The sequence below is a fragment of the Halosimplex salinum genome (assembly GCF_003730195.1).
Taxonomy (GTDB): Archaea; Halobacteriota; Halobacteria; order Halobacteriales; family Haloarculaceae; genus Halosimplex; species Halosimplex salinum.
Window position 1 is genome coordinate 341,165 of the sequence record NZ_QWGG01000004.1, and the last position, 24,736, is coordinate 365,900.

A 24,736-nucleotide genomic window follows, 5' to 3' on the forward strand; every position below is an offset into this window, starting at 1 on the left:
CGAAACACATGGCTGAACTCGAAATCAAAAACTTGCAGGCGAAAGTCGCAGAGGAGGACGGAGAGCAGATCCTTCGCGGCGTGGACCTTTCGGTGGAGTCGGGCGAGATCCACGCGCTCATGGGACCGAACGGCAGCGGGAAGTCGACGCTGGCGAAGATCATCGCGGGCCACCCGGCCTACGAGGTGACGGGCGGCAGCGTCTCCCTCCACATCGAGGAAGACGAGTTCGACGGCATCGACGTGCCGGCGGACCTCCAGACGTGGGACCTCCTCGACCTCGAACCGAACGAGCGCGCGGCGCTGGGCATCTTCCTGGCCTTCCAGTACCCCGCCGAGATCGAGGGCGTCACGATGGTGAACTTCCTCCGCACGGCGCTCAACGCCAAGCTCGAGGAGCGCGAGGAGCTCTTCGAGGACGAGGACGAAGACGAAGCGGACGCCGAGAGCGAGGACACCAACGAGGACGCGGCCGGCTACGAGACCTCCCCGATGGAAGGGCCCGCGGACGAGGGCGAAGTCGGCGTCGCGGAGTTCCAGGAGATCCTCCAGGAGAAGATGGAGCAGCTCGACATGGACGAGAAGTTCGCGAACCGGTATCTCAACGCGGGCTTCTCCGGCGGCGAGAAGAAGCAGAACGAGGTCCTCCAGGCCGCGATCCTCGAGCCGAGCATCGCCGTGCTCGACGAGATCGACTCCGGGCTGGACATCGACCGCCTGCAGGACGTCTCTCACGGGATCAACGCGCTGCGCGACGAGCAGGGCGCGGGCATCCTCCAGATCACCCACTACCAGCGCATCCTCGACTACGTCGAGCCGGACCACGTCCACGTCATGATCGACGGGGAGATCGCCAAGTCCGGCGGCGCGGAACTGGCCGAGACCCTCGAAGACGAGGGGTACGACTGGGTCCGCGAGGAAGTCTACGAGGCGGCCTGACGTGCACAGGGTATTACGGCTACAGACCAAACCTACGACACAACAATGAGCTCAGACCAAGACCACCTAAAAGAGACCGACACCGAGGCCCGCTTCGAGTTCAAGAAGGAGGAGAACTCGGCGTTCGAGGCAGAGAAGGGACTGACCGAGGAGACGGTCAGGATCATCTCGGAAGACAAGGACGAGCCCGAGTGGATGCTCGAGCGACGCCTCCGCGCCCTGGAGCAGTTCCAGGAGATGCCGATGCCGACGGACTGGCCCGGCCAGCCCGACCTCTCCGAGGTCGAGATCGAGGAGATCGTCCCGTACATCCGCCCGGACATCGAGACCCGCGGCGGCGCCGAGGAGTGGGAGGACCTCCCCGAGGAGATCCAGGACACCTTCGACAAACTGGGCATCCCGGAAGCCGAGAAGAACGCCCTCTCGGGCGTCGGCGCCCAGTACGAGTCGGAGATCGTCTACCAGAACATGCAGGAGCGCTGGGAGGAGAAAGGCGTCATCTTCTGTGACATGGACAGGGCCGTCCAGGAGCACGAGGAGATCGTCAAGGAGCACTTCATGACGAAGTGCGTTCCCCCGAGCGACAACAAGTTCGCCGCGCTGCACGGCGCCATCTGGTCCGGCGGTTCCTTCGTCTACATCCCGGAGGACACCACGGTCAACATGCCGGTGCAGGCGTACTTCCGTATGAACTCCGAGGGGATGGGCCAGTTCGAGCACACGCTCATCATCGCCGAGGAGAACTCCGAGGTCCACTACATCGAGGGCTGTTCCGCGCCGAAGTACTCGGCGTTCAACCTCCACAGCGGGGGCGTCGAGGTGTTCGTCCGCGAGAACGCACACGTTCAGTACTCGACCGTCCAGAACTGGTCGAAGAACACGTACAACCTCAACACGAAGCGCGCCATCTGCGAGGCCGACGGCACCATGGAGTGGGTGTCCGGGTCGATGGGTTCCAAGGCGACGATGCTCTACCCGAGCACCATCCTCAAGGGCCCCGGCGCGACCGACAACCACATCACCATCGCCATGGCCGGCGAGGGGCAGGACATCGACACCGGCGCGAAGGTGTACCACAACGCGCCCGACACGAAGTCGACCATCGAGTCCAAGTCCATCGCCAAGGACGGCGGCCGCACCAACTACCGCGGCCTCGTCCACATGGCCGACGGCGCGGAGAACGCCTCCACCTCCGTCGAGTGTGACGCGCTCATGTTCGACAACGACTCCACGTCGGACACGATGCCGTACATGGAGATCCAGGAGAACAAGGTCGACGTCGCCCACGAGGCGACCGTCGGCAAGATCGGCGACGAGGACGTGTTCTACCTCCAGAGCCGCGGCCTGGACGACGACGACGCCAAGCAGATGATCGTCGCCGGCTTCATCGAGCCGATCACCGAGGAACTGCCCATCGAGTACGCGGTCGAGCTCAACCGCCTCATCGAACTGGAGATGGAGGGCTCGCTCGGGTAACCCCCGGTGTCTACCATGAGTACGCAGCTACACGCAAACCTCACAGAGGAACAAGTACAGCAGATCAGTGGCGAACTCGACGAGCCAGAGTGGCTCCTCGAGACGCGTCTCGACGCCCTCGCGGCGCTCGACGACCTCGACATGCCGGACGTCATCACGACGCCCGGCCCCCGCCACTGGACGAACCTCGTCGACCTCGACTACGAGTCGCTGGTCGACCCGCTGGAGTTCGCCCAGGAGAAAGACCGCGTCGAAGCCGAGGGCGCGGACGTGCTCTCGTGGAGCGACGCGCTCGCCGAGCACGGCGACCTCATCGAGGAGCACTTCGGCAGCGTCGTCGACCCGCAACGGGACTTCCTGACGGCCCTGTCAACGGCGCTGTTCAGCGCGGGGACGGTCGTCTACGTCCCCGAGGGCGTCGCCGCCGAGGACGTGAAGATCCGGACCCGGATGAACAGCCGTTCGCTGTTCAACTACACGCTCGTGATCGCCGAGGAGTCGGCTTCGGCGACGATCCTCGAGCGCCAGACGACGGGTACGAACATCGACGGTGACCAGTACTATTCGGGCATCGTCGAGGTCGTCGCCGGCGAGAACGCGAGCGTCCAGTACGGCGCGCTCCAGAACCTCGCCGAGGACACCTACAACTTCTCGGTCAAGCGCGGTCACGCCGGCAAACACGGCTCGGTCGACTGGATCGAGGGCAACATCGGCTCTCGTCTCACCAAGTCCAGCGTCGAGACGCGACTGCTCGGCGAGGGCTCCGAGAGCCGGATCGTCGGTGCGTTCTTCGGCCACGAGGACCAGCACTTCGACATCAACAGCCGGGTCTGGCACGAGCACGAGCACACCACGGCCGACCTCGTCACCCGCGGCGTCCTCGACGACGAGGCGCGCTCGGTGTACGAGGGCGTCCAGGACGTGGGCCGCGACGCGTGGGACACGAGCTCCTACCAGCGCGAGAACACGCTGATGCTGAGCGACGACGCCGAGGCCGACGCCTCGCCGAAGCTCATCATCAACAACCACGACACCGAGGCCAGCCACTCCGCGACGGTCGGCCAGGTCGACGCCGAGGAGCTGTTCTACATGACGTCTCGCGGCGTCGGCGAGGAGCACGCGACCAACATGCTCGTCGAGGGCTTCTTCGTGCCCGTCCTCGAAGAGGTCGCCGTCGACGAACTCCGCGACGACCTCCGCGAACTCGTCGCCGAGCGTCTGCGCGAGTAGTCGCGGTCGTCGCAGTTCCACGACCGGTTCTTTTGCGAACAGTTCGCACACCACCGGAATCGTGACGTGTCGAGTTCGCGTGGGTCGCGGTATGACCGAGACCGATTGCGTGTTCTGCGACATCGTCGCCGGGGAAGCGGACGCGCTCGTCGTCGACGAGCGCGACGGCGGCGACAGGCGACCGGGAACGCTGGCGTTCGCGCCGCTGTACCCGGTCGCGCCGGGCCACGTCCTCGTGATTCCGAAGGCGCACCACGAGTCGCTGTTCGACGTCCCCGAGGAGGCGCTCGGGGCCGTGATGGCGCACGTCCAGTCGCTGGCGCGACGGATGCGTCGCGAGGGCCCCGACGGGCGAGGGTTCGACGGCGTGAACGTCCTGAACGACAGCACCGCCTACCAGTCCGTCCCGCACCTTCACGTGCATCTGGTCGGGCGACGCGAGGATGACCCGGACCTGTTGCCGGGCGCCGACTACGAGGTGTCGAAGCGCGACGCGTACGACGCCGTCTCCACCGCGCTCGACGACGACCGAGCGCGCGGGTGAGGACGCGCGAGGAACATGCTCGTCGAGGGCTTCTTCGTGCCCGTTCTCGAAGGGGCCGCCGTCGACGAACTCCGCGACGACCTCTGCGAACTCGTCGCCGAGCGTCTACACGAGCAGCGCTCCTTCTTTCCCGCCACACGCGTTCGTTTCCCCGACGCTCCGAACCGACGAGCGGCCGTTCCACCGGTCCACAAAGCTGATACCTGATCGATAAGAACGCCGCGGTATGTCAGTCCTCCGCGACGACGCGTACGGTTCCACGGCGACAGCGGTCGCCGTGGTCTGCGTCGCACTCGCGGTCTCGGTCCCCATCGCAACGGCCGCCGTCGGCGGGATTTCCGACAGCCCGAGCGACGGCGTCACACAGTCGTCGCTCGACGGCAGTGAGAACGCCGCCGTGACCTGTGCCGACCGGCAGGGGTCAGCCGACCTGCCGCCCGGCGCTCGGACCAGTCCGGCGTCGGGGGAAGAAAACGGAGCGAGAGTCGCTGCGTCGAATCGCTCCGTGGACCAGACCGGGGACGGACCGCCGGAGGAGACGGTCCCGCTCGGCGGTATCGCCTACGTCTCGCTGTCGGTCCCCGACGGGTTCGACAGCACGGTCGAGGTCGGCGCGGGGACGAACCACTCCGTCGAAGCGACCGTCCGCGACGACGGAGACGGTCGGATCGAGCTCCGGATCAACACCTACGCCGCCGCGAACGGGACGGCGGTCGGTCCTCGCGCGTACGGGGTCACCGGCGACGACGAGTTAGAGATCCACACCGACGAGACGAACGCGACGATGACGAACGGGACGTACCTGATCGAGACGGTGCGGGACGGGACCGTCCTCGACGAGCGGCGACTGAACGTCACGGAGCCCGACTTCGGGACGGTGACCGCACTCGGGGGGCCGCCCCAGCTGTTCGACGCGGAGACGGTCGACGCCGTTCGGACCGCCGAAGCCCTCGGGATGCTTTCGAACGAACAGACGGAGTACAACCGCACCGCGGTGGGACTTGGCGAGACAGTCGTGCTCCGCATCGAGTCGCCGAGTTTCCTGGGCGCCGTCGCGGCGCAACCCGGCGAGACGGCGACCGAGCGGCTCGGCCGCGTCCACGAGTACCACGACCGGGACCCGTCGGTCGCGTTCGGGATAGACGGGCCGTGTTACGCGCTGGACTACGAGGCGAGCGCCGATAACGGCGCGGTTCGCGCCCTCCCCGACTACGCGAACGGGACGCTGTATCTCCTCGTGGACCACGACAGGACCGAGCAGTACACCGGCTACGGTAGTTTCGGACTGGACGTCGACGATCGGAACCCGCTTGGAAACTACGACGAGTACCTGCATTTCGAACGGGGAGAATACGGCGACACCGATCGAGGACCGACAGTGGATCGGCTCGGTCCGTACTCGTATAACCAGCGCGTGGACGGCGTCGTCTCCTGGCCGACCGACGGATCCGTTGAAATCTCCGGCGAGAGCGACCGGTCGTCGCTGACCGTCAGCTACCGATCGCTGACCGACCCGACCTACCGGGTCAGTCGTACGGTCGAGGTTCATGGGGAGTCGTTCGCCCGAGAACTCCCGCTCCGAAACGTCGACCGGGATCTGTACGAAGTGAGGGTCGGCAACACATCCTACACGGCCAAAGTCGATGACCCGCCGAACGCCACGTGGGAACTCACGTCGCCCGAGGGCGCCGAACGGGTCGACCGACTCGGTATCGAGCAACTGAAACTCGAAGACGGCGGCTTCGTCGTGGCGTACCGCCCCGGACCCAACGCCACCGAGTTCGAGCGAGTCGGCTCCGCGGGGACACGCGACATCGCCATGCCGATCCGTCCGACGAACGAGTCCCAGCACCTCGTCGTCGTCGCCCACCGCGACGGCAACGACAACGGCCGTTTCGACGGGGCGGATACGGATCCGGCCTACCGCGTCGGCGGCGACGCGGTCCGCGAGTGGGTCGGAATCGAGACGACGGACGGAAATCTGTCCGAAGACCCGCCGCTCGGGTCGTTCGCCCTCTCGAAGGTCGGTGACCCAGTCGAGGGCGTGCCGACGCAGACGACGGTCGAGCCGACCCCGACCGCGACTACGACCCCGACCGCGACTACGACTCCCGCTTCGACACCGACCCCGACCCCGACTGCCGCCCCGACGGACACGGTGTCGCCCGTACCGACGCCGACGGAGACTGGCACGCCGACCGGCACCTCGCCCGCGGTCACGACCGTTGCCGACACCGAAATGGAAGCCACCGGGGCGGCGACGACGTCGACACGGACCGACGGCACGTCGACGGACGGCTCCGGATTCGGCGTCGTCTCGGTCCTCGTCGCGCTGGCCCTGATGATCGGACTCCGCTCGCACCGGCGACAGTAGCTCTCGGCAGTCTCGGCTGTGTCGACGTAACCGGCGATTCGTGACCGCGCGTCGGTCGTTTTCGACCGGGTGACGGCGCGACTCGTAGCGCGTCGCTTCGTCGACTCGTCGAGCAGCGCCGGGAGACATATTCGCCAGACAGACACTTCCACTTCGTCGACAATCTTTATTACAGATTGGCGAGAGTGAAAGTACGATTGAGGTATGAGACGGGAACTCATTCGGTCGGTCGGTGTCCGCGTGGGCAACGTTCGGGGTCGGCAGACACCGGTCGTCCGTATCAGGGGCACGGAACGGGAGGGCGAACGGTGTCGGTCCGCTCGACCTGATCGAGCGACACGGTGTCAGGGCTGGCACGGGCGGGGGGTCGATGCGGGACCTGCCGTCGAGCGTCGTGAAATCGGTTCGGGCGAGTCCATCCAGAGGGTGTCCCCCCGATGTCGGGACGGGGGGCAGTCCCCCGGATGTTGACGCTGGAACTCGGCGATCTCACGTGTACGACCCAGAACGAGAGCGGGTCTGACGAGGTGTTACTCGAACTCCGACTCGACGGCGCACACCGGGAGCCGTACCCGCTCTACCGGGAGATGGACGCGGGGGACTCGTGGACTATCGACCGATCGTACGGCTTCGGCGGTCAGGCGACGCTAACCCTACTGGAACTGGACCCGGTAGCGAACGACGAGATCGGGTCCCAGCCCATCGACCAGTCGGGGCAGACGACCCTGAGCTTCGAGGGGGACGACGCCGAGTACGACCTCGACGTGACGGTCTCGCAGGTGTCCGGGACGGATCCCGTGAGCTACGCTATCGACGCGTTCGACAATTCGACGACGAGCGTCGTCCAGAGCGGTTCGAACGCGGGCAACGGAACGGTCTGGACGGGCGTGTCGAAGCAGGCGCTCGTGAATCGACTCCGAACCCTCCTCCCACCGGGCGGGAATCCGAACCTGCTTCATCAGGGAGGGACGCCCTTCTGCGGGACGATCGCGCTCGCGCTGGGCCTCGCACAGCGCCAGCCCAGGCGTCTGGTCGAACTGACGCGGGGGCTCTTCGAAACCGGGGAACTGCTGACGGTCGGGGAGTACACCGCGCTGAGCGAAGACCTGAGGGCGAGTCCGGCGCCGAACAACACTCGGGACCTGGAGTGGGTGGTGGGCGCCTCATTGCGCGAATCGAAAAACTGGGTCATCGACGTCCAGAACGACGTGTTTCTCGACAAACCGCTGTCGCTGCTCCACGCAGGCTGGCCGTGGGTTCTCAGGGACCTCGCCGCGGACGTCCTCGATTTCGGGAACATGACGCTGTACGCCGGTCCCACGTTGGAAACGTTACTGTTGAACAAACCGGGAGCGACGCCGCAGTTCGATCCGGTCTCGGTCGAGACGTCGGTCGAGAAGGCCGGCGAGGCCTACCGGAACGGCGGGCTCGGGATCTTGCTGCTCGACGGGAGTTTCGTCCAGGGGGAAAAGACGGCGGCGGGGAACCCGCCGACGCCGATCACGACCGCCGACGAGCCCTGGGTCGCGGCGCCGACGCACTACATCACCTGCCTGGACGGGAACCCAGTTACCGGGAGCGATTACACGTTCAGGGCCCAGACCTGGGGCGGTCGCGTGGAGTTCGACCTCCCAGTCTCCGAGGGCAACTACTACTTCTTCGGGACGATCGCGGGGTACCCATGATCGAAGCTACAGACCCAGTACCGAACAGACGCATCGTACGTTCCGAGGCACCCGCGACCGGGGAGGCTCGCAGTGCCTGACTCGTTCGTCGAGACGATCTCGGTCGAGATACGGAGCCTGCTCGAACCGCTCGTCGACGCGGCCGAGAGCGAAGACGCTCGCCGTCGGCTCTTCACTGCGGTCGTGACCGACCTCTCGGAGGGGGACGCCGACCAGCTCACGAAGCCAGCGGTGGGCGACGCCTTCGACGCGTTCGTGAACGCCTACGAGTCGCTGTCCGACTCGGGAGGCCAGCCGACCTCGCTGGCGGGCGTGACCCAGCGGCTGTCGACGTTCGGCGAGGTCGTCGTGGCCATCGAGGACATCGAATCGGCCTTCGACGGCGCGACGTTCGACGGCATCGCGCAAGCGATCGTCGAGTACCTCGTGCTCGACTACCTGGAACGCCGTTCGCCCCAGGCGCTCGATATCGGACTGCTCCTGACGGTCGTCGAGCCCGAGGAGCTCGACCCGTCGTCGATCCCGGACAACCAGTGGGGCGGGACGAGAGCGTACGGGCGGTCCAGACACGCCTCGCTCGACCTCGAACGGGTCGGCCACTTGCTCGATGCGCCAGCGGAGACGCTTCGGGAGTTCTACCTGCCCGAGACCGTCGAGACCGAGGACGTCAGGGATATAGAGGGGCAGCTGTTCCCGTGGGTGGTGATCCTCGCGGGGAACCTCGGGTTCGACCTGCAGTACGGCGTGTTCACCCAACAGGAGGAGAACGTCGCGGACATCCAGGGCGTGACGCTGGCGTCACGGTCGCTCTCGACCACCCGGACGTTCGGCGACGACGCGATGGTCGGCCTCTCCATCGGACTGGGTCTCGCCGGCGACGAGCTCGCGCTGCTGGTCGACCCCGCCGGGTCGGTGTCGGTCCCTCCGGTCACCGTCGGGGACTGGCAGCTCTCGGTCGAACTCACGGCCGACGGGACCGTGGCGCTCACGAAGACCGGCGTCGACGCCGAGGACGCAGCGGCCGAGGTCGAAGGGACGGTCGCACTGGACAAACGACCTCCGCAGTCGGGCGAACCGGCAGTTCGGATCGGCGGGAGCGAGAGTACGCGCCTCGAGATCGGTACGTTCGGCATCGAGGGCTCACTCACCGCCACGACCGACGGTATCGACGCCGACATCGTGGCGAAGGCGGACGATTCGAACGTCACCGTCTCCGGTGGTGACGGCGACTCGTTCGTCGCGAAGGTGCTCCCGGAGGACGGGCTCGCCGTCGACTTCGACGCCGGCCTGGGGTGGGCCAGCGGTCGCGGGGTCTACTTCCGCGGCGGCGGCGGCATCGACACCGACATCCCCGTTCAGTTCTCGCTCGGGTCGGCGCTGACGGTCCCGAACCTCCACCTCGCGGCGAAGCCGGACCCGTCGGGCGAAACGATGTCGATCCCGGTCGAGGTCTCGGCGAGCCCGCAGGTGCAACTCGGCCCGGTCGCCGCGACGGTGGAGCAGATCGGGCTCGAAGCCGACGTGAGCTTCCCCGAGGACGGTGGCGGCAACCTCGGGCCGCTCGACGTGGAACTCGGGTTCAAACCGCCTTCGGGTGCGGGTCTCTCGGTCGATGCCAGCGCCGTCGTCGGCGGCGGCTACCTGAACTTCGACCCGGAGAACGAACGCTACAGCGGGACGCTCCAGCTCCAGATCGGTTCGCTGACGCTCAAAGCGGTCGGCCTGTTGACGACGCAGCTCTCGGACGGTCGCGACGGCTTCTCCCTGCTCGTGATCATCACCGGCGAGTTCCCGCCGGTCCAGCTCGGCTTCGGGTTCACGCTGAACGGACTCGGCGGACTGCTCGGAGTCAACCGCGGGACGAAGGTCGAGGCGCTCCGCTCGGGCCTGCGCGACGGGACGACGAAGTCGGTGCTCTTCCCGAAGGACCCGATCCGCAACGCCTCGCGGATCGTCAGCGACCTCCGGCGCGTGTTCCCGCCGACCCGCGCCCGACACGTGTTCGGTCCGATGGCGAAACTCGGGTGGGGGACGCCGACCATCATGACCGCGGAGATCGGCGTCCTGGTCTCGCTCCCGTCGCCGGTGAAACTGGTCATCCTCGGTCGCCTGCACGCCGCGCTCCCCGACGACGAGGCGGCGCTGGTCGTGTTCAACATGGACGCGATCGGCGTGATCGACTTCGGCGCGAAGGAGGCCAGCATCGACGCGACCCTGTACGACTCGCGGCTCGTGGCGTACACGCTGACCGGCGACATGGCGATGCGGACGAACTGGGGCGAGGACCCGGACTTCGCGCTGTCGGTCGGCGGCTTCCACCCGCAGTTCGACCCGCCCGAGGGGTTCCCGGAGCTGCGCCGTATCGCGCTGACGCTCGGCCCCGGAAACCCGCGGATCCGCTGGTCCGGCTACTTCGCGATCACGTCGAACACCGTCCAGGCGGGCGCGAAGGTCGAACTGTACGCGGCGGCGGCCGGCTTCTCGCTGTCGGGCCACCTCGGCTTCGACGCGCTGTTCCAGTTCGACCCGTTCAAACTGATCGTCGACATCGCGGCCGGGTTCGCCGTGAAACGCGGCGGGACGACGCTGCTGTCGGTCCAGCTGTCGGGGTCGCTGAAGGGGCCGAACCCCTGGCACGTCAGCGGGAAGGCGTCGTTCGAGATCTGGCCGCTCAGCTTCTCGGTGAACGTCGACGCGACGTTCGGCGAGGAGTCGGACCCCGAGCCGCTGCCGCCGGCGGACGTGTTCGGACAGGTCGTCGACGCCCTGGAGGACGAGCGCAACTGGAGCGCCCAGCTCCCGGAAGGCGGCGAGTCCATCGTCACGCTCCGCGACGTGGAGCGCGAGGACGGCACCGTGCTGGCCCATCCGCTCGGGACGCTCGCGGTCCGCCAGCAGGTCGCGCCCCTCGGCGTGACCATCGAGACGTTCGGCAACGCTCGACCCGAGACCTACACGAAGTACTGGGTGGCGTCGGTCAGCGTCGCCGGACAGTCACAGTCGGTCGACGGCGAGGACGCTCGCGAGCAGTTCGCGCCCGCGCAGTTCTTCGAGATGAGCGACGCCGAGAAGCTGGAGGGGCCGTCGTTCGAGCGCTACCCGGCGGGCACGGAGGTCGGGAACGCGCTCTTCGCCCACGGCGGGATGGACCCGGAGGACGCCGACCAGACGCGGAGCGCGGAGCTGACCTACGAGACGTCGGTCGTCGACGAGCGGGCGTCGCCGTTCCCGATGGTCTGGAAGCGGCTCTCGATGCCGCAGACGACGGCGGCGGCGCTGACGGAGGTGAGTGCGGTCGCCCGCGGGCCGACCCGGACGACCGGGACCGCGAAGTTCGCGGACACGGACGACGCGAGCGGACCGACCGGCGTCGACGCCGGCGTCTCGGTCTCCGACACGACGTACGTGGTCGCGCGGACGAGCGACCTCAGGCGGGTCGCCGTCCCCGACGTGCCAGCGGACGGAACGACGAACCGAGAGGCGACCGAGGCGCTCGACGCCTTCCTCGCCGACGGGGACCGCGACGCCGGGACGTATCGCGTCGTCGCGAGTCACGAGGCGACGGGCCCGGCGGTGGAGCCATGAGCGGTCCCGGAATCGAGCGCGATACCGGGGCCACGAGCGCCGCTCGCGCGGCGAACGGAGATACGACCATGCACGCAACGGACGACAGTGGGGCGGTGGCACAGTGACGACAGACCCGGCGGAGTACTCGTTCGTCCCGTGGGTCCGCGAGGGGTATCGGCCGACGGGCGACGGCACGCCCGGCGAGGTGGCCGTCGAACTCGCGGTGGACGCGACCGGCGAGTCCGACCTCGACGAACCGGAGACGGTCGAGACGACGCTGTCGCTGTACGGACCCGGGGAGGTGACCGGCGTCGACCGCCGACAGGTCGTCCGCACGGACCCCTCGTCGGGAACCGGCGACTTCCCGCCGAACTACTTCCCGTACGTCGAGTTCGACAGACCGGACCTGCCGTGGCTCTTTTCGCCCGGCAGCGACGACGACGCCGGCCGACTCGACCCGTGGCTCTGCCTGATCACCGTCGAGCGCGGCGACGGTGTCTCGCTCTCGACGGACGCGGACGGCCCCGCGTCGGTCCTGGAGATCGGCGGGGCCGCGGATCCGGGAACGGAACTGCCGGACCTCTCGGAGTCGTGGGCGTGGGCGCACGCCCAGACGGTCGGGGCCGACGACGCGACGGCGGAACTCGACACCGACCGGTCGCCGAAGACGCTCTCGCGACTCCTCTCGCCGCGGGACCTCGACCCGAAGACCGACTACTACGCCTGCCTCGTGCCGGCCTTCGAGGCGGGCAAGCGGGCCGGGCTGGACGAGGACCCCTCCGAGGACGGCGACCGCACGTTCGACCCCGCGTGGGACGCGGCCAGCCCGCCGGACTCCATCCGGCTCCCGGTGTACTTTCACTGGGGCTTCTCGACCGGTGACGCGGGCGACTTCGAGTCGCTCGTTCGGCGACTCGGCCCGGAGACGCTCACGGACGTCGGGATCCGGACCGTCGACGTCGGCGACCCCGGGCCGGACTCGCTCCGGCAGGACGGCGAGACGGTCTCCGTCGAGGGGGCGCTGCGCTCGACGGATCTCTCGCCGGACACGTACGACCCGGCGCTTCGGGCGAAACTCGAAGCCGTCGTCGACGCGGCGAGCGCGCTCGAGTCCGGGAGCGACACGCAGGACGGGGACCCGGTGCTCGGGCCGCCGACGTACGGCCAGTGGCCGCCCGCGGCCCCGGAGGTTCCGGCCGAAGGATCCCGGCCGGCGTGGCTCCGCGACCTGAACGTCGACCCGCGCTATCGGGTGGCCGCGGCGTTCGGGACGGACGTGGTCCAGGACCAGCAGGAACACCTGATGCGCAACGCCTGGGAGCAGGTCGGCGACGTGCGGCGGGCCAACCAGTTGCTCCGGCGCGCGCGCCTGGCCCGCGAGGCCAGCCGCTCGCTCCACGTCGCGCTCGACGACGCCGACGACACCGAGACGCTCCTGCGCACCGAACCGCTCCACGGTCGAACGACCGACGGGACGGAGACCATCGGAAACCGGGTCGCGGAGAGCGCGCTCCCGTCCGCGACGCTCTCGCCCGCCTTCCGCCGGATCACCCGCGCGAACGGCCCGCTCGCCCGGCGATTCGGCGGCCTCTCGACCGTTGCGATGGTCGACGGCGTGGCCGACGGGTCGATCGACCCCGGTGACGACCGTTCGGCGCCCGACGGGACGCAGACGGTCGGCGACGAACTCGCCGCGAAACTGTGTTCTGCGGCGCGCGAATCGGGCGGCGACCTCGACGCGTGGCACCCGCTGGGCGAGGAGTCTCGGCGCGGCCCGCGGAAACGACTCTCGGACCTCCGCGACGCCTGCCGGGAACTCCGCGAGCGAACGGCCGAACTGAGAGATGCCTTCGAAGGAACGCGAGTCGAACGGGAGATCGGTCAGTTTATCGAGCCGCTCATGGGCGTCTGCGCCGGGCCGGGTCAACAGGAGTTCGAGTCTGACCTCGACCGGCTCCTGGCCGCGCTCGAGGCGGGGGACGAACGGCGATTCCACGAGGTGCTGACGCGGGTGTTCGACAGGGTCGACGAGTCCGAGGCCGGACACGAGACGCTGCGCGAACTCGCGGCGTCGTACGGCGACCTGCGGGAGGCGCTCGACGAGGGGTTCGGCGTCACGCCGGCCTACGAGTCGTTCCGGTCGCTCCTCCGACTGCTGACGCTCTCCGTGTTCCGCGAGGTGTTCTGGGTCGTCTGTTCGACCGCACGCCGCCACCTCGCGACGATCGAGAAGCACTATCCCGAGCGGTCGGACCTGATCGCGGAGATAGAGGCCGTCTGCGTGGCCATCTGTGGCCCCGGTGACGAGCCGGGGAACCTCCTCGAACGAGTCCTGAAGCGCCTCGAGAGCGGGGAGACGCGGGCGTTGCGGTCGGCTGCGGCCGACCTCGACCAGACGCTCGCGATGGCGGCCGACCGTATCGACCGGCTGCTGGCGACGCTCGACGACCTCCCGCGAGACAGCCCGGTCCACGAACTCGCCGCGGCGTGCGAGGCCGCCGCCCGGTACGCGACGGCGCTCCGCGAGCGACTCGCCGCGGCGCCGTGGTCGCCCGCCGCCGACGCGGTCGGCCAGAGCGTCTGTCCGCGGCCGGAGCCCGCGGAGCCCGACCCGCTGGACGTGTCGGTCGTCGCGGACGCCGTCGTCGACGCGGTCGATCCAGCGGACACGATCGCCGCGCGGCTGGGGGACCGGCTCGGCGGGGTCGACCTCGCCAGTCGGTCGGACGGGCTCGACCAGATCCTCGCCCATCCCGAGTTCAAACAGCCGATGTACGAGGCGCTGGCCGACCGGTCGAAGGAGTCGCTCCTGCCGGGCGTCGGCGAGATCCCCGGCAACAGCGTCGGCGTGCTGGAGACGAATCCGGCGTTCATCGAGTCGTACATGCTCGGGCTGAGCCACGAGATGGCCCGGGAACTGCGCTGGCGTGAGTACCCGACGGACATGCGCGGGACCTTCTTCCGGCAGTTCTGGGACCCCGCCGGTCGCCCCGAGACGGCCGACGGTCCGTCGACCGACGAGGCGAAGCGGGACATCGACTACGTCCACCGCTGGAACGACTCGCTCGGCCTCGGCGGCAACTACGCGGCGAAGATGGCCGCCAAGACCGGCGGATCGAGCGACGTGGGCGGCCAGCTCGTCCTGATCGTCCGCGGAGAGGTGCTCGACCGATACCCCAACACGCACGTCTACGCGGCGAAGGGCCGAAGCGAAGCGAACGGCGACGACGGGTCGCCCGACCGCGTCCCCGACCTGCCGGAACCGTCCGCGACGCCGGGCGAGGGCACCGACGGCGACGTGAAACACCCGCTCTTCCGGGGGACGCTCGACCCGGACATCACGTTCTTCGGGTTCGACCTGACCGAGGACGAGGCGGTGGCCGACCCCGGCTGGTTCTTCGTCGTCGAGGAACCGCCGAGCGAGCCGACGTTCGGCCTCGACGTGGCCGTCGACGACCCCGAGGCGTCGGGCCCCTGGGGGTGGGAGGACCTCACCTGGGACGACGTGGCCGCGGACGGCTACGTCTCGGCGACGACGCCGCCGAGCGGCGACGACGTGCCCGGGACCCTCCCGAGCCCGCCGATGTGGGGAAAAAAAGCCGCCCACGTCGCCGAGATAACCTGGCAGCGACCGTTCCGGATCGCGATCCACGCCGACGACATGATCTCACAACACGGAGGCAGTCGATGACGGGGCACAGCACGGACAGAGTGGAGACGGACGCCAGCGGGGGTGACCCGGCGTGAGCGCGACCGGCGTCGAGGCGCTCCGCTCGCGGTACGTCACCGCTCGGCGCGACCTGGCGCGAGCGGACGCCGACGTGTCCCAGGCGACGACGCTCCTCTCGGAACTCGACGCCGCCCACGCCGCCGCGCGCCGCGGCGAACCGACGGAGTCCGCCCGGTCCGCGCTGGAGGACCTCCACACCGAGATCGCGAGCTGGGCCTACGACACGGAGTCGATCCCGGAGCCCGACCGCCCGGCGTTCGCCGATTTCGAGGTCGAGTCGCTGGACGACCTGCGCGAGCGGCTGGTCCAGTTCGCGACGGCAGCGGACGACGGCGACACCGACCGGTTCGCGACGCTGCGGTCGCTGTTGCGGACGGCGGTGAACGCGGTCGAACCGGAGCTGTCGGAGCCGTCCCTGCTCCTCGAAGCGCTCGAAGACGCCGTCGAGGCCGGCGCGCCGGAGCGCGCTGCCGACATCGCCGAGCGGTTCGTCGACGCGCTCGCGGAGCGCGGCGCGACCGTCGAAGACCTGCGCCGACTCGTCGAGCGGGGGCGCGGTCCGACGGCTCGCGAGCACCTCGACCGGCTCCAGACCGACACGGGACGAGACGACGCGCTCGAGGCGATCGCAGACGCGCTCGACGACCCGGAGGAAACCGACTACGGCGCGGCGCGCGCGCCGGTCGCCGGTGCGGTCCGCGCCATCGACTCGTTCGCGGCCGCCCGGCGCGCCGAGATCGCCGACGTGACCGACGAACTCACCGACGAGTATCCCAGCGACCCGGCGGCACCGCTGGACGGCATGGCTAACGAAACGCCGGTCTTGCTGTTGCCGACGCGCCTGGAGACTCGTTTCGAGGACGTGTCGGACCCGAACGGGCCGGACGTGCGACTGAAGGTGCGGGTGTACCCCGACGACGTCCACGTCGACACCCACGAGCGTGAACTCACCGACGAGGAGGTCCGCTGGGGCGTCCACTTCTGGCAGCAGGTGTGGTGGGCGAGCCACACCGGATCCGCCGAGGAGGTCTGCGCGGCCGTGCCGGACGAGATCGTCGCCGACGTCGACCTCTCGACGTTCCCCGAGGACGCGGCGGCGCGTCACGGCGCGGTCCTCGAACGGGCGTGGAACCAGCTCGCCGAGCGGTTCGGTCCCGACCGGGCGGCGTGGGTGAAACGCGAACTCGCGCCCGAGGAGGCCGACGCGCTGCTCGACGGGCCGCTCGACCCCGTTCCCGACGTCGACTTCGAGGCGATCCGCGCCGACGCCGACCGCCGCCCCGACTCGTGGACGCGGCCGCCCCGGGCGCGGGGACTGCCGGACCAGTGGGTCGCGTTCGCCGAGACGGACGGGTCGACCGTGACCGCCCGGAGCGGTCCGGTTCGACGGCCGCTCGCGATCGGTCCCGACCCGGACCGGATCGGGAGCCTCGACGGCGAGTCCGACGGGGCCGGTGACGGGTCCGGTTCGAACGCACCGGGAGACACCGACGCCGACGCGCTCGGCGGCGGCGAGACGAGCTGGGTGTTCGACTTCGACGAGGCGCTCGACGCGGGGATGGCGCTGACGGTCCCGCTCACGGCGGACCAGGCGTCTGCCGGCGTCGACAGCCTCGTCGTCCTCGGCGTCTCGACGGCGCTCGACGAGCGCGACGGCCGCGACGCGGTCGAGACTCTGCTCGAATCTCACCGCTACACGGACGGCCTCTCTATTCTCGAACGCGGGACGCCGACGAACGACACCCGCGAGGACGGTGCGGGGACCGCGCCCGGCGACCGCCCGACGCCGTTCGACCTCGCCTGCGGCGACGCGCGCAAGACGCCCGACGCGGACAGCGACGCCGCCCGCGCGGCCGCCCTGCTCGGACTCGACGGGTCGAGGGGAGCCGGCGGGAGCGTCCTCGGTCGCGTCGCCGGCGGCGGTGCGAGTCACGACGCGGCCGCCGAGGCGATGAACGCGGCGCTGTGGCCCGCGACCCTGGGGTACTACCTGCCGCACATGCTCGCGCCGGCGTACTGGACCGACTCGGTCCGGCCCCGACCGGAGTTCCTGCGCTGGCTGGAGAGCTACCGCCGCCACTTCGTCGAGTACGTCCGCGCTGGCGGCCCGCTGCCGACGCTCCGCGTCGGCGACCAGCCCTACGGCGTCCTCCCGACGACCGACCTGAACGCCTGGCGGCCCGTCGGGAAGTACGCCGTGTCCGCGGGAGCCGACCGCCCGAAGACGGCGGGGCACTTCACGTACGAGCGACTCGCGGACCGCGACGCCGAGTCCGACCTCGTCTCGCGACTGCGGTCGATGCGGGGCGCCTGGGCCGACGCGACGAGCGACGTGCCGAGCATCGAGTCGCCGGACGACCCGGAGACCGTCGTGACCGAACTCCTCGCGATGGCGGGGGTCGGCTACGGCTACCACCTCCGCGACCTGATCGGCGAGGACGTGATGACGGATCTCGTCGGGTCGAGGACGAGCGTCGGCGACGACGTCGACGACGCGAAAGCAGCGGTCACGGCCGCGCTCCGGAAGCACGTCTCGAACGCCGAGACGCCCAGAGTGGGCGGACTCCTCGCGAGCGATCCGGCCACCGAGGTCCACGCGGCGCTCGTCGCGGACGACCTCGACGACTACCTCCGCTCGCTCCGCACCGAGCCCCACGGCGCGCTCCGGAGCGGCCCGCCGGGCGCGGGCCTCTCGCTCGCCGACGCGGGCAACCTGCTCGTCTGGTTGATCACCGTGCTGTTCGACGGCGACGACCGTTCGCTCCTCGAGGTCCTGCTGTACGTCGCTCTCATGCAGGAGTACCGGCTCGGCCGCGTCCGCCTCGGCCACCAGTACGACGACTTCTGGGAGGTCGAGGAGTTCGAGGACGTGACCTGGGCCGACACGGTCTGGTCGCTGTTCCCCGAACCCGAGACCTACGACGACGACGACCTGACTCTGTGGGCGGCCCTCGACGAGTCGGTCGCCGACGACCTCGCCGAGCACCCGAACGTCGACGGGAAGACGAGCTACGGCGACGCGCTCCGGCGCAACCCGGACATCGACGCCCCCTTCGCCGCGGTGGTCGAGGCGTTCGACGCGCTCGAATCGGTCGACGAGGACCTCGCGGAGCGGTTGCTCCGCGAGACGCTGGACCTGTCGAGCCACCGCTTCGACGCGTGGGCCACCTCCGTCGCGACTCGACGGCTGGACGGGATGCGAGAGTCCGCCGGTGACGGCCTCTACGTCGGGGCCTACGGCTACGTCGAGGACCTCGAACGCGAGTTCGACAGTCGGTCCGCCGGCTACGTGCAGGCGCCGTCGGTCGGGCAGGCGACGACCGCCGCGGTGCTGCGGAGCGGGTTCGAGACGAAGGAGAGCGACGCGCTCGCGGTCGACCTCTCGGCCGAGCGGGTCAGGGACGCGCGGGAACTGATAGGCGCCGTCCGAGACGGGCGACCGCTGGGCGAACTGCTCGGATACCGCTTCGAACGGAGGCTCCGCGAGGAGTACCCCGCGCTCGACGTCGAGCGCTATCTCCCCGCGCTCCGGGCGGTGGCGCCGCTCGTCGAGGGCAAGGTCGACCGCGACGGCATGAGCGAATCGGACGACGCCGCCGAGCGCGACGTGGTCGACGGGGTCGCCATCGTCGACGAGTGGCGGACGGGCGACCCCCTGTGGGGCCGTTCGGCGGGGAGTCACGGGACGACGCTCCCGTCGACCGACCCGGACGACGACAGCTACGACGCCTACGTGGCTATCCGAACGGAACTGGAGTCGCTCGAAGCGTCGCTCGACGCCGTCAGCGACGTGCTGACCGCGGAGAGCGTCCATCAGCTCGTCTCGGGTAACCCCGAGCGAGCGGGCGGGTCGCTCGACGCGCTCTCGCGGGGCGAGGCGCCGCCGGACCTCTCGGTGACGGAGACGCCGCGGACGGGGACCGCCTGCACGCACCGGCTGCTGGCGCTCCTCGACCCGGACGCCGACGGGTCGGCCTGGGGGTCGCCGTCGGCGCCGCGGGCCGACGCGGAACCCGCACTCGACGACTGGGCGGGGACGCTCCTCGGCGACCCGTCGCGAGTCGTCTGCCGGGTCGCGTTCGAACCGCGACCCACGGCGGTGGCCGGCGGGTCCGGTGACGACTCCGACGGTGACGAGGCGGGCGAGACGACCGTCGGAACGCCGGAGTGGCGCGTGACGACGCTCCGGCTGGCAGATCTGGACCTGTGCCCGCTCGACCTCGTCTACCTCGTCGAGGGCGACGCCGAGGCCTGGCACTCGGAGCTCGAAGAGCGGATCGACTACCGGACCAGGCGCGAGCGGTCGGACGTGGCTCCCGAGGGCGACGTGCGTATCTCCTTCGCGCCGCCCGCCGAGTGGCCGGACCCGGCCGCGCTCGGCGTCGACCCGGACGACGCCATCGGCTTCGGCCCGCTCCTGGAGGCCGTCCGTGGCGTCCGCGAAGTGGTCACGAGCGGGCGCGCCGCGGACGCTCGCGACGTGTCGCTGCCGGGCGAAGCGGGGGACCGCGGCCGCCTGAAAGCGCCTCTCGTCGACCGCGTCGAGACGGTCGAGCCCGGACTGGAATCGGCCGTCGCGGCGATGGACGACGTATCGGCCGCGTTCGCGGCCGACGACGGCACGACCGATGGCTCGACCGGCGACTCGACGGAGAACGCCGAGGGCGAGTCGAACATGTCGAGCGAGTACGGTCGTCTCGCCGACCTGACGACCGCTCTCGCTGGCGTCTCGTCCGGCCCGATGGACGCCGTCGACCGCCGCCTCGACGCGGTCGATCCGGGCGCAGTGGGAACGGATCTGGCGACGCTCGTCGCGGTCGCGGCGGGCGACGCCGTCGCGCTGGCGCGCGACGAGTCGGGCGATGTCGTCGTCGACCCGCGCGAACCGGTTCTCGTGGGTCTGAGCGTCGCCCGACCGGACACCGAGGTACAGATCGACGTGACGGCCGGCGGCCGGACGCGACAGGCGGAGGCTCGCGTCGGCCGGGACGGCGTCTTCGAGGCGAAACTCCCCGAAGAGGCCCGCGACGCGCTCTCTTCCGGAGACACCTTCGACCTCGACGTGACGGTCGATGGGACGACCACGAACGTCACCGCCCGCTACGACGAGGTGGAAGGCGAACGGTCGTTCGCCGGGCCGGCCCTCGCCGAGGCCGCCGCGCTCGGCAGGGCGCTCGACTCGCTGGAGACGAGCGCGACCGCGGTCACCGACGCGGTCGACGCGCTCGACGCCGACGTGATCCGCACCGCCGCCGACCACGTGACGGTCGAGCAGTGGCCCGAGGCGGACGCGTCGGGGCAACTCGACGCCGCGCTGGACGCCGGAACGGCGACGCTTCCCGGCTTCGCCGACCCGGACGGGTGGGACGAACTGGGTCCGATGTTGCTGGCAGTCGCGGACGGCCGTCTCTCCCGGGAACTGCTGCTGGAGACCGAGACCCGGGAGTACCCGCGCGACCCGACCGAACTCGCCGAACTCGTAGACGACCTCGCTGCCGACGCGGCCGACGGACTCGACACGTTCGGCGCCGCGGTCGACGCCGCGACGAGCGAGCCCGCGGTCGCCTTCGCGACCGGCGGTTGCGAGGCGCTCCGGGCCGCGCTGCTCGTCGCCGCGGACCACGGTATCCACGGGAGCGTCCCGGTGTCGGCGACCGGCGCGACGACGGACGACATCGTCGACCTGACGAGGCAGGCCGACTCAGTGGCCGCGGAGTGCGCGGAGCGGCTCTCGGACGCCGCGGCCGCTGCCGACGACGCCGCCGGTCAGCGCGACCGACTCGAGGCGCTGTTCGGCGACGCGTTCGAGGTCCTGCCGCCGTTCGCCGCGTCGAACCCCGGGGAACTCGACCGCGCGCTCGATCCGAGCCACGACGCGACCCTCCTCGGCCCTGACCCGCTCGCCGCCGAGACGTGGTTCCAGCGGGTCTCGCGGGTGCGCGACGTCCCCCGCGACTTCGGGCGGGCGCTGACCTACGGCGAGTCGCTGGGCGACCGCTCGCCCGCCGACGGGTCTCGATTCCGGGTCGCACAGCTCCCCTACGAAGACCCCGACACCTGGGTCGGCAGACCCGCGGCCTGGGACGGCGACCCGCCGACGGGGAAGCTCTCGCTGGTCGCACACGTCCAGGGGGACCAGACCGCGGACGAACTCGTCGGGCTGTTCGTCGACGAGTTCGTCGAGACGGTCCCCGGCGACACAGAGACGACCGGGGTGAGCGTCCACTACGACAAACCCGGCAACAGGGCGCCGCAGTCGATGCTGCTCGCGGTCCCGCCGACCGACGATGACTGGAGTCTGAAGACGCTCGCGGACCTCGTCACCGAGAGCGTCGACCTCGCGAAACTGCGGACCGTCGACCGGGACGCCCTCTCGGGGCTCGGCCACCTCCTCCCCGCGACGGCGCTCGCGACGAACGAGTCCACTGGCGTCGGGCCGGACACAGCCTCCGTCGACGCCGACGACCTCGGGCCGCCGTGGTGGTACCGCGACGGTCAGGGGGGTGGGAACTGATGCCCTCGGACACGACGTGGACGCGGCTCGAACCGCGGACCCGCGACGCCGACCTCCGGGACGGCCTCCGCGCGGCCGTCCACGACCCGCTCTGGCTCCTCGGGCGCCAGTGGCAGACCGGCGAGTTCGTCGGCGAAGACGCCGGTTCGCTCGTCGACGCCCGCCTCTCGCTCGACGTCGAGCGGATGGCTCGCGGCCGGCCCGGCGGCCCCGACGCCTCGGTCCCCGACACCGTGTTTAGCGACGGCGACGCCGAACCGCCGCTGGAGACGCTCGTCGAACGGCAGCGAGTCCGCCCGGACGGTGCGGACGACACCGACCGGAACGTGCGACTCGCGGCCGAAGCCGGCGCGCACTTCCAGCGGCTGCTCGGACCGGTGGTCGCCGCCGAAGCGACCGAGTACCCGGAATCGGCGCACCTCTCGGCGGAAACCGGCGACGAGGGCGACGAGAGCGATGACAGCGACGGGAGCGACGAGGCCGACGAGGCCGACGACAGCGGAGAGAGCGACGAGACGCCGTCCGAGACGAAGCGCTATCTCTCGGTCGTGGGCGACCGCGCGCTCGACGGCGACGCGCTCTACGACGCGTACGACTTCGCGGACTACGCGGCGTTCGAGACGGCGATGCGGGGCGATTCGCCGCCACCGGCGCCCGAATCCTTCGACCCGGACGCGGCCGACGACGACACTCTCCGGGACTACTGGGACGCCGTCGAGAGCTACCGGGAGTGGTACGAGTCGCGCTACAGCGAGCCGGAACCGGGCGCCGACGGCGGGTCGTGGGACGACGACCGACAGGAGTACGAGTACGCCGTCTCGACGGGGAGCGAGAGCGACGAGACGGTCCTGACGGCCGACGAGTACGAGGGCGGGCGACTCGACTGGCACGCCTTCGACGTCGACCACGAAGCCAGCCTCGAACCCGACGACTGGACCGGCCCGGCGACCGAGCGGGTCGAGCGCTCGCTCGTGCCGGCGCCGACTGCCTTCGAGGGCATGCCGGCCGAGCGGTGGTGGGAGTTCGAGGACGACGGGGTCGACCTCTCGGCCGTCGAGGCCGCGCCGGAGGACCTCTCGCGGCTGCTCCTCCTGGAGTTCGCGCTCGTGTACGGCAACGACTGGTTCACGATCCCGGTCGACCTCCCCGTCGGCTCGCTGTCGAGCGTGGCGAGCTTCGAACTGGAGACGACTTTCGGCGAGACCATCGACGCCGACGACGCCATCGTCACCGACGAGGACGCGACGACCGGCTGGAACATGTACTCGATGGGGCTCGACGCGACGGGCGACGAGCGCGGACTCTTCCTCGCGCCGACGCTCGTCGAGTCGGTCGAGAGCGAGACGGTCGAGTCGGTCGAACTCGCCCGCGACGAGTCGGCCAACGTCGCGTGGGCCGTCGAGACGACGCTCGAAGGCCGCGTCGGGCAGGCCCGCGACCGCGACGAGGAGGTCGCCGGCGGCGAGGACGCGACGCCGGTCGCGACCAGCGAGGACGCCGAGGTGGCCTACCAGCTCGCCACCGACGTCCCCGACAACTGGTTCCCGCTCCTCCCGCGGCGACGGTCGCTCGGTGACGTGTCGCTCGAACTCGGCCGCCTCCTGACCGACGACGGACCGCCCGCCGAGCCGCTCGGCGACGTGCTCGCCGGCGATCTGTCGGTTCCCGACGAGGAGGTGTCCCGGACCGGGAAGACGGTCGACAGGCGGTACGCCCTGACCCGCTGGACGGACGGTTCGACCCACCTCTGGGGCGGGCGCGAGACGAGCGTCGGTGGCGGCGGGACCGCCAGCGGCCTCGCGTTCGACGAACTCGTCGACCCCCGGACCGGCGACGAGTCCGCGCCCGTCGGCGACCCGACGCCGTTCCCCGACGCCGAGCCGGTGCCGCCGACCGCCCGGATCGAGCTCACCGACGCGCAGTTCGAGACGCCCGGCGGCGCCCGCGAGAACCTCGACGCGGAGACGGTCACGCTCACCAACGTCGGCGACGACTCGCTCGACGTGAGCGGCTGGTCGGTCGCCGACGCCGCCGGCACCGCCTATCGCGTCGCCGACGGCACGACGCTCGGCGGCGGGGCGAGTCTCACGCTCCACACCGGGTCGGGGCCCGATACGGACACCGACCGCTACTGGGGGCGCTCGCAGGCCGTGTGGAACGACGCGGGCGACACCGTCCACGTCTTCGACGACGGCGGCGCGCTGGTGCTCGCGCGGACGGTCCCCGAGCGACCCGAGGACGTGACCGGCGACCCGCTCGCGCTGGCCGCCGTCGTCGCCGACCCCACCGGAACCGGCGCCGACCCCACCGAGGAGTACGTCGTCTTCGAGAACGCGAGCGGCGGCCCGCTGGACGTCTCCGGCTGGCGCGTCGAGGACGCTGCCGGCCACAGCTACCGGTTCCCCGCAGGCACGGAACTCGCCGCGGACGCGTCGATCAGGCTCTACTCGGGCGTCGGAGCGGACGACACGGGCGAGTGCTACTGGGGCCGGGGCAGCGCCGTGTGGAACAACTCGGGCGACACCGTCTCGGTGTTCGACGCCGCAGGCGCGCTCGTGCTCCGCCACAGCTACTGAGCCGAGTGGCCCCGTGCCGCCGACGGTCCAGCCTCAGTCGCTCTCCGGGCCGATTCCCAGTTCTCGAAAACCCGCCAGTCGTTTAAGTCACCGGCAGGAGTC

General features: G+C 70.2%; 11 protein-coding genes. All 11 read left to right on the forward strand.

What is annotated here, in order from left to right; translation table 11 throughout:
- Positions 1 to 8: 8 nt before the first annotated feature.
- The 11 genes from D1409_RS13020 (at position 9) to D1409_RS25235 (ending at position 24,634) form a co-directional block, all read left to right on the forward strand.
- Complete coding sequence (locus D1409_RS13020) at positions 9 to 938, forward strand: ABC transporter ATP-binding protein (RefSeq protein ID WP_123537417.1); 930 nt, start codon at positions 9 to 11, stop codon at positions 936 to 938.
- 45 nt (positions 939 to 983) lie between these two features.
- Positions 984 to 2,414, forward strand: a complete 1,431-nt coding sequence (gene sufB, locus D1409_RS13025) for a Fe-S cluster assembly protein SufB (RefSeq protein WP_123537418.1) — start codon at positions 984 to 986, stop codon at positions 2,412 to 2,414.
- A gap of 15 nt (positions 2,415 to 2,429) precedes the next feature.
- Positions 2,430 to 3,644 carry a Fe-S cluster assembly protein SufD gene (gene sufD / locus D1409_RS13030; RefSeq protein WP_123537419.1) on the forward strand — a complete coding sequence of 405 codons (1,215 nt, stop codon included), beginning with the start codon at positions 2,430 to 2,432 and terminating at the stop codon, positions 3,642 to 3,644.
- Positions 3,645 to 3,735: 91 nt separating this feature from the next.
- Positions 3,736 to 4,188, forward strand: a complete 453-nt coding sequence (locus D1409_RS13035; RefSeq protein ID WP_123537420.1) for an HIT family protein — start codon at positions 3,736 to 3,738, stop codon at positions 4,186 to 4,188.
- 15 nt (positions 4,189 to 4,203) lie between these two features.
- Positions 4,204 to 4,395, forward strand: coding sequence for a hypothetical protein (locus D1409_RS13040; protein ID WP_123537421.1), 192 nt, complete (start codon positions 4,204 to 4,206; stop codon positions 4,393 to 4,395).
- A gap of 19 nt (positions 4,396 to 4,414) precedes the next feature.
- Positions 4,415 to 6,562, forward strand: a complete 2,148-nt coding sequence (locus D1409_RS13045; protein ID WP_123537422.1) for a DUF7282 domain-containing protein — start codon at positions 4,415 to 4,417, stop codon at positions 6,560 to 6,562.
- A 437-nt stretch (positions 6,563 to 6,999) separates the two neighbouring features.
- On the forward strand, positions 7,000 to 8,247 hold the full coding sequence (locus tag D1409_RS13050) for a hypothetical protein (protein WP_164471676.1): 1,248 nt from the start codon (positions 7,000 to 7,002) through the stop codon (positions 8,245 to 8,247).
- Positions 8,248 to 8,319: 72 nt separating this feature from the next.
- Entirely contained in the window at positions 8,320 to 11,832 is a 3,513-nt protein-coding gene (locus D1409_RS13055; protein WP_123537424.1) for a DUF6603 domain-containing protein, read from the forward strand.
- A 103-nt stretch (positions 11,833 to 11,935) separates the two neighbouring features.
- Positions 11,936 to 15,505, forward strand: coding sequence for a hypothetical protein (locus D1409_RS13060; RefSeq protein WP_123537425.1), 3,570 nt, complete (start codon positions 11,936 to 11,938; stop codon positions 15,503 to 15,505).
- 52 nt (positions 15,506 to 15,557) lie between these two features.
- Positions 15,558 to 22,058 (forward strand): hypothetical protein, encoded by a 6,501-nt coding sequence (locus tag D1409_RS13065; protein WP_123537426.1) that lies wholly within the window; start codon positions 15,558 to 15,560, stop codon positions 22,056 to 22,058.
- A complete protein-coding gene (locus D1409_RS25235) occupies positions 22,058 to 24,634 on the forward strand; it encodes a lamin tail domain-containing protein (RefSeq protein WP_206425047.1) in 2,577 nt (858 codons plus the stop codon). Before D1409_RS13065 ends, D1409_RS25235 begins: the two co-directional genes overlap by 1 nt.
- Positions 24,635 to 24,736: the final 102 nt, after the last annotated feature.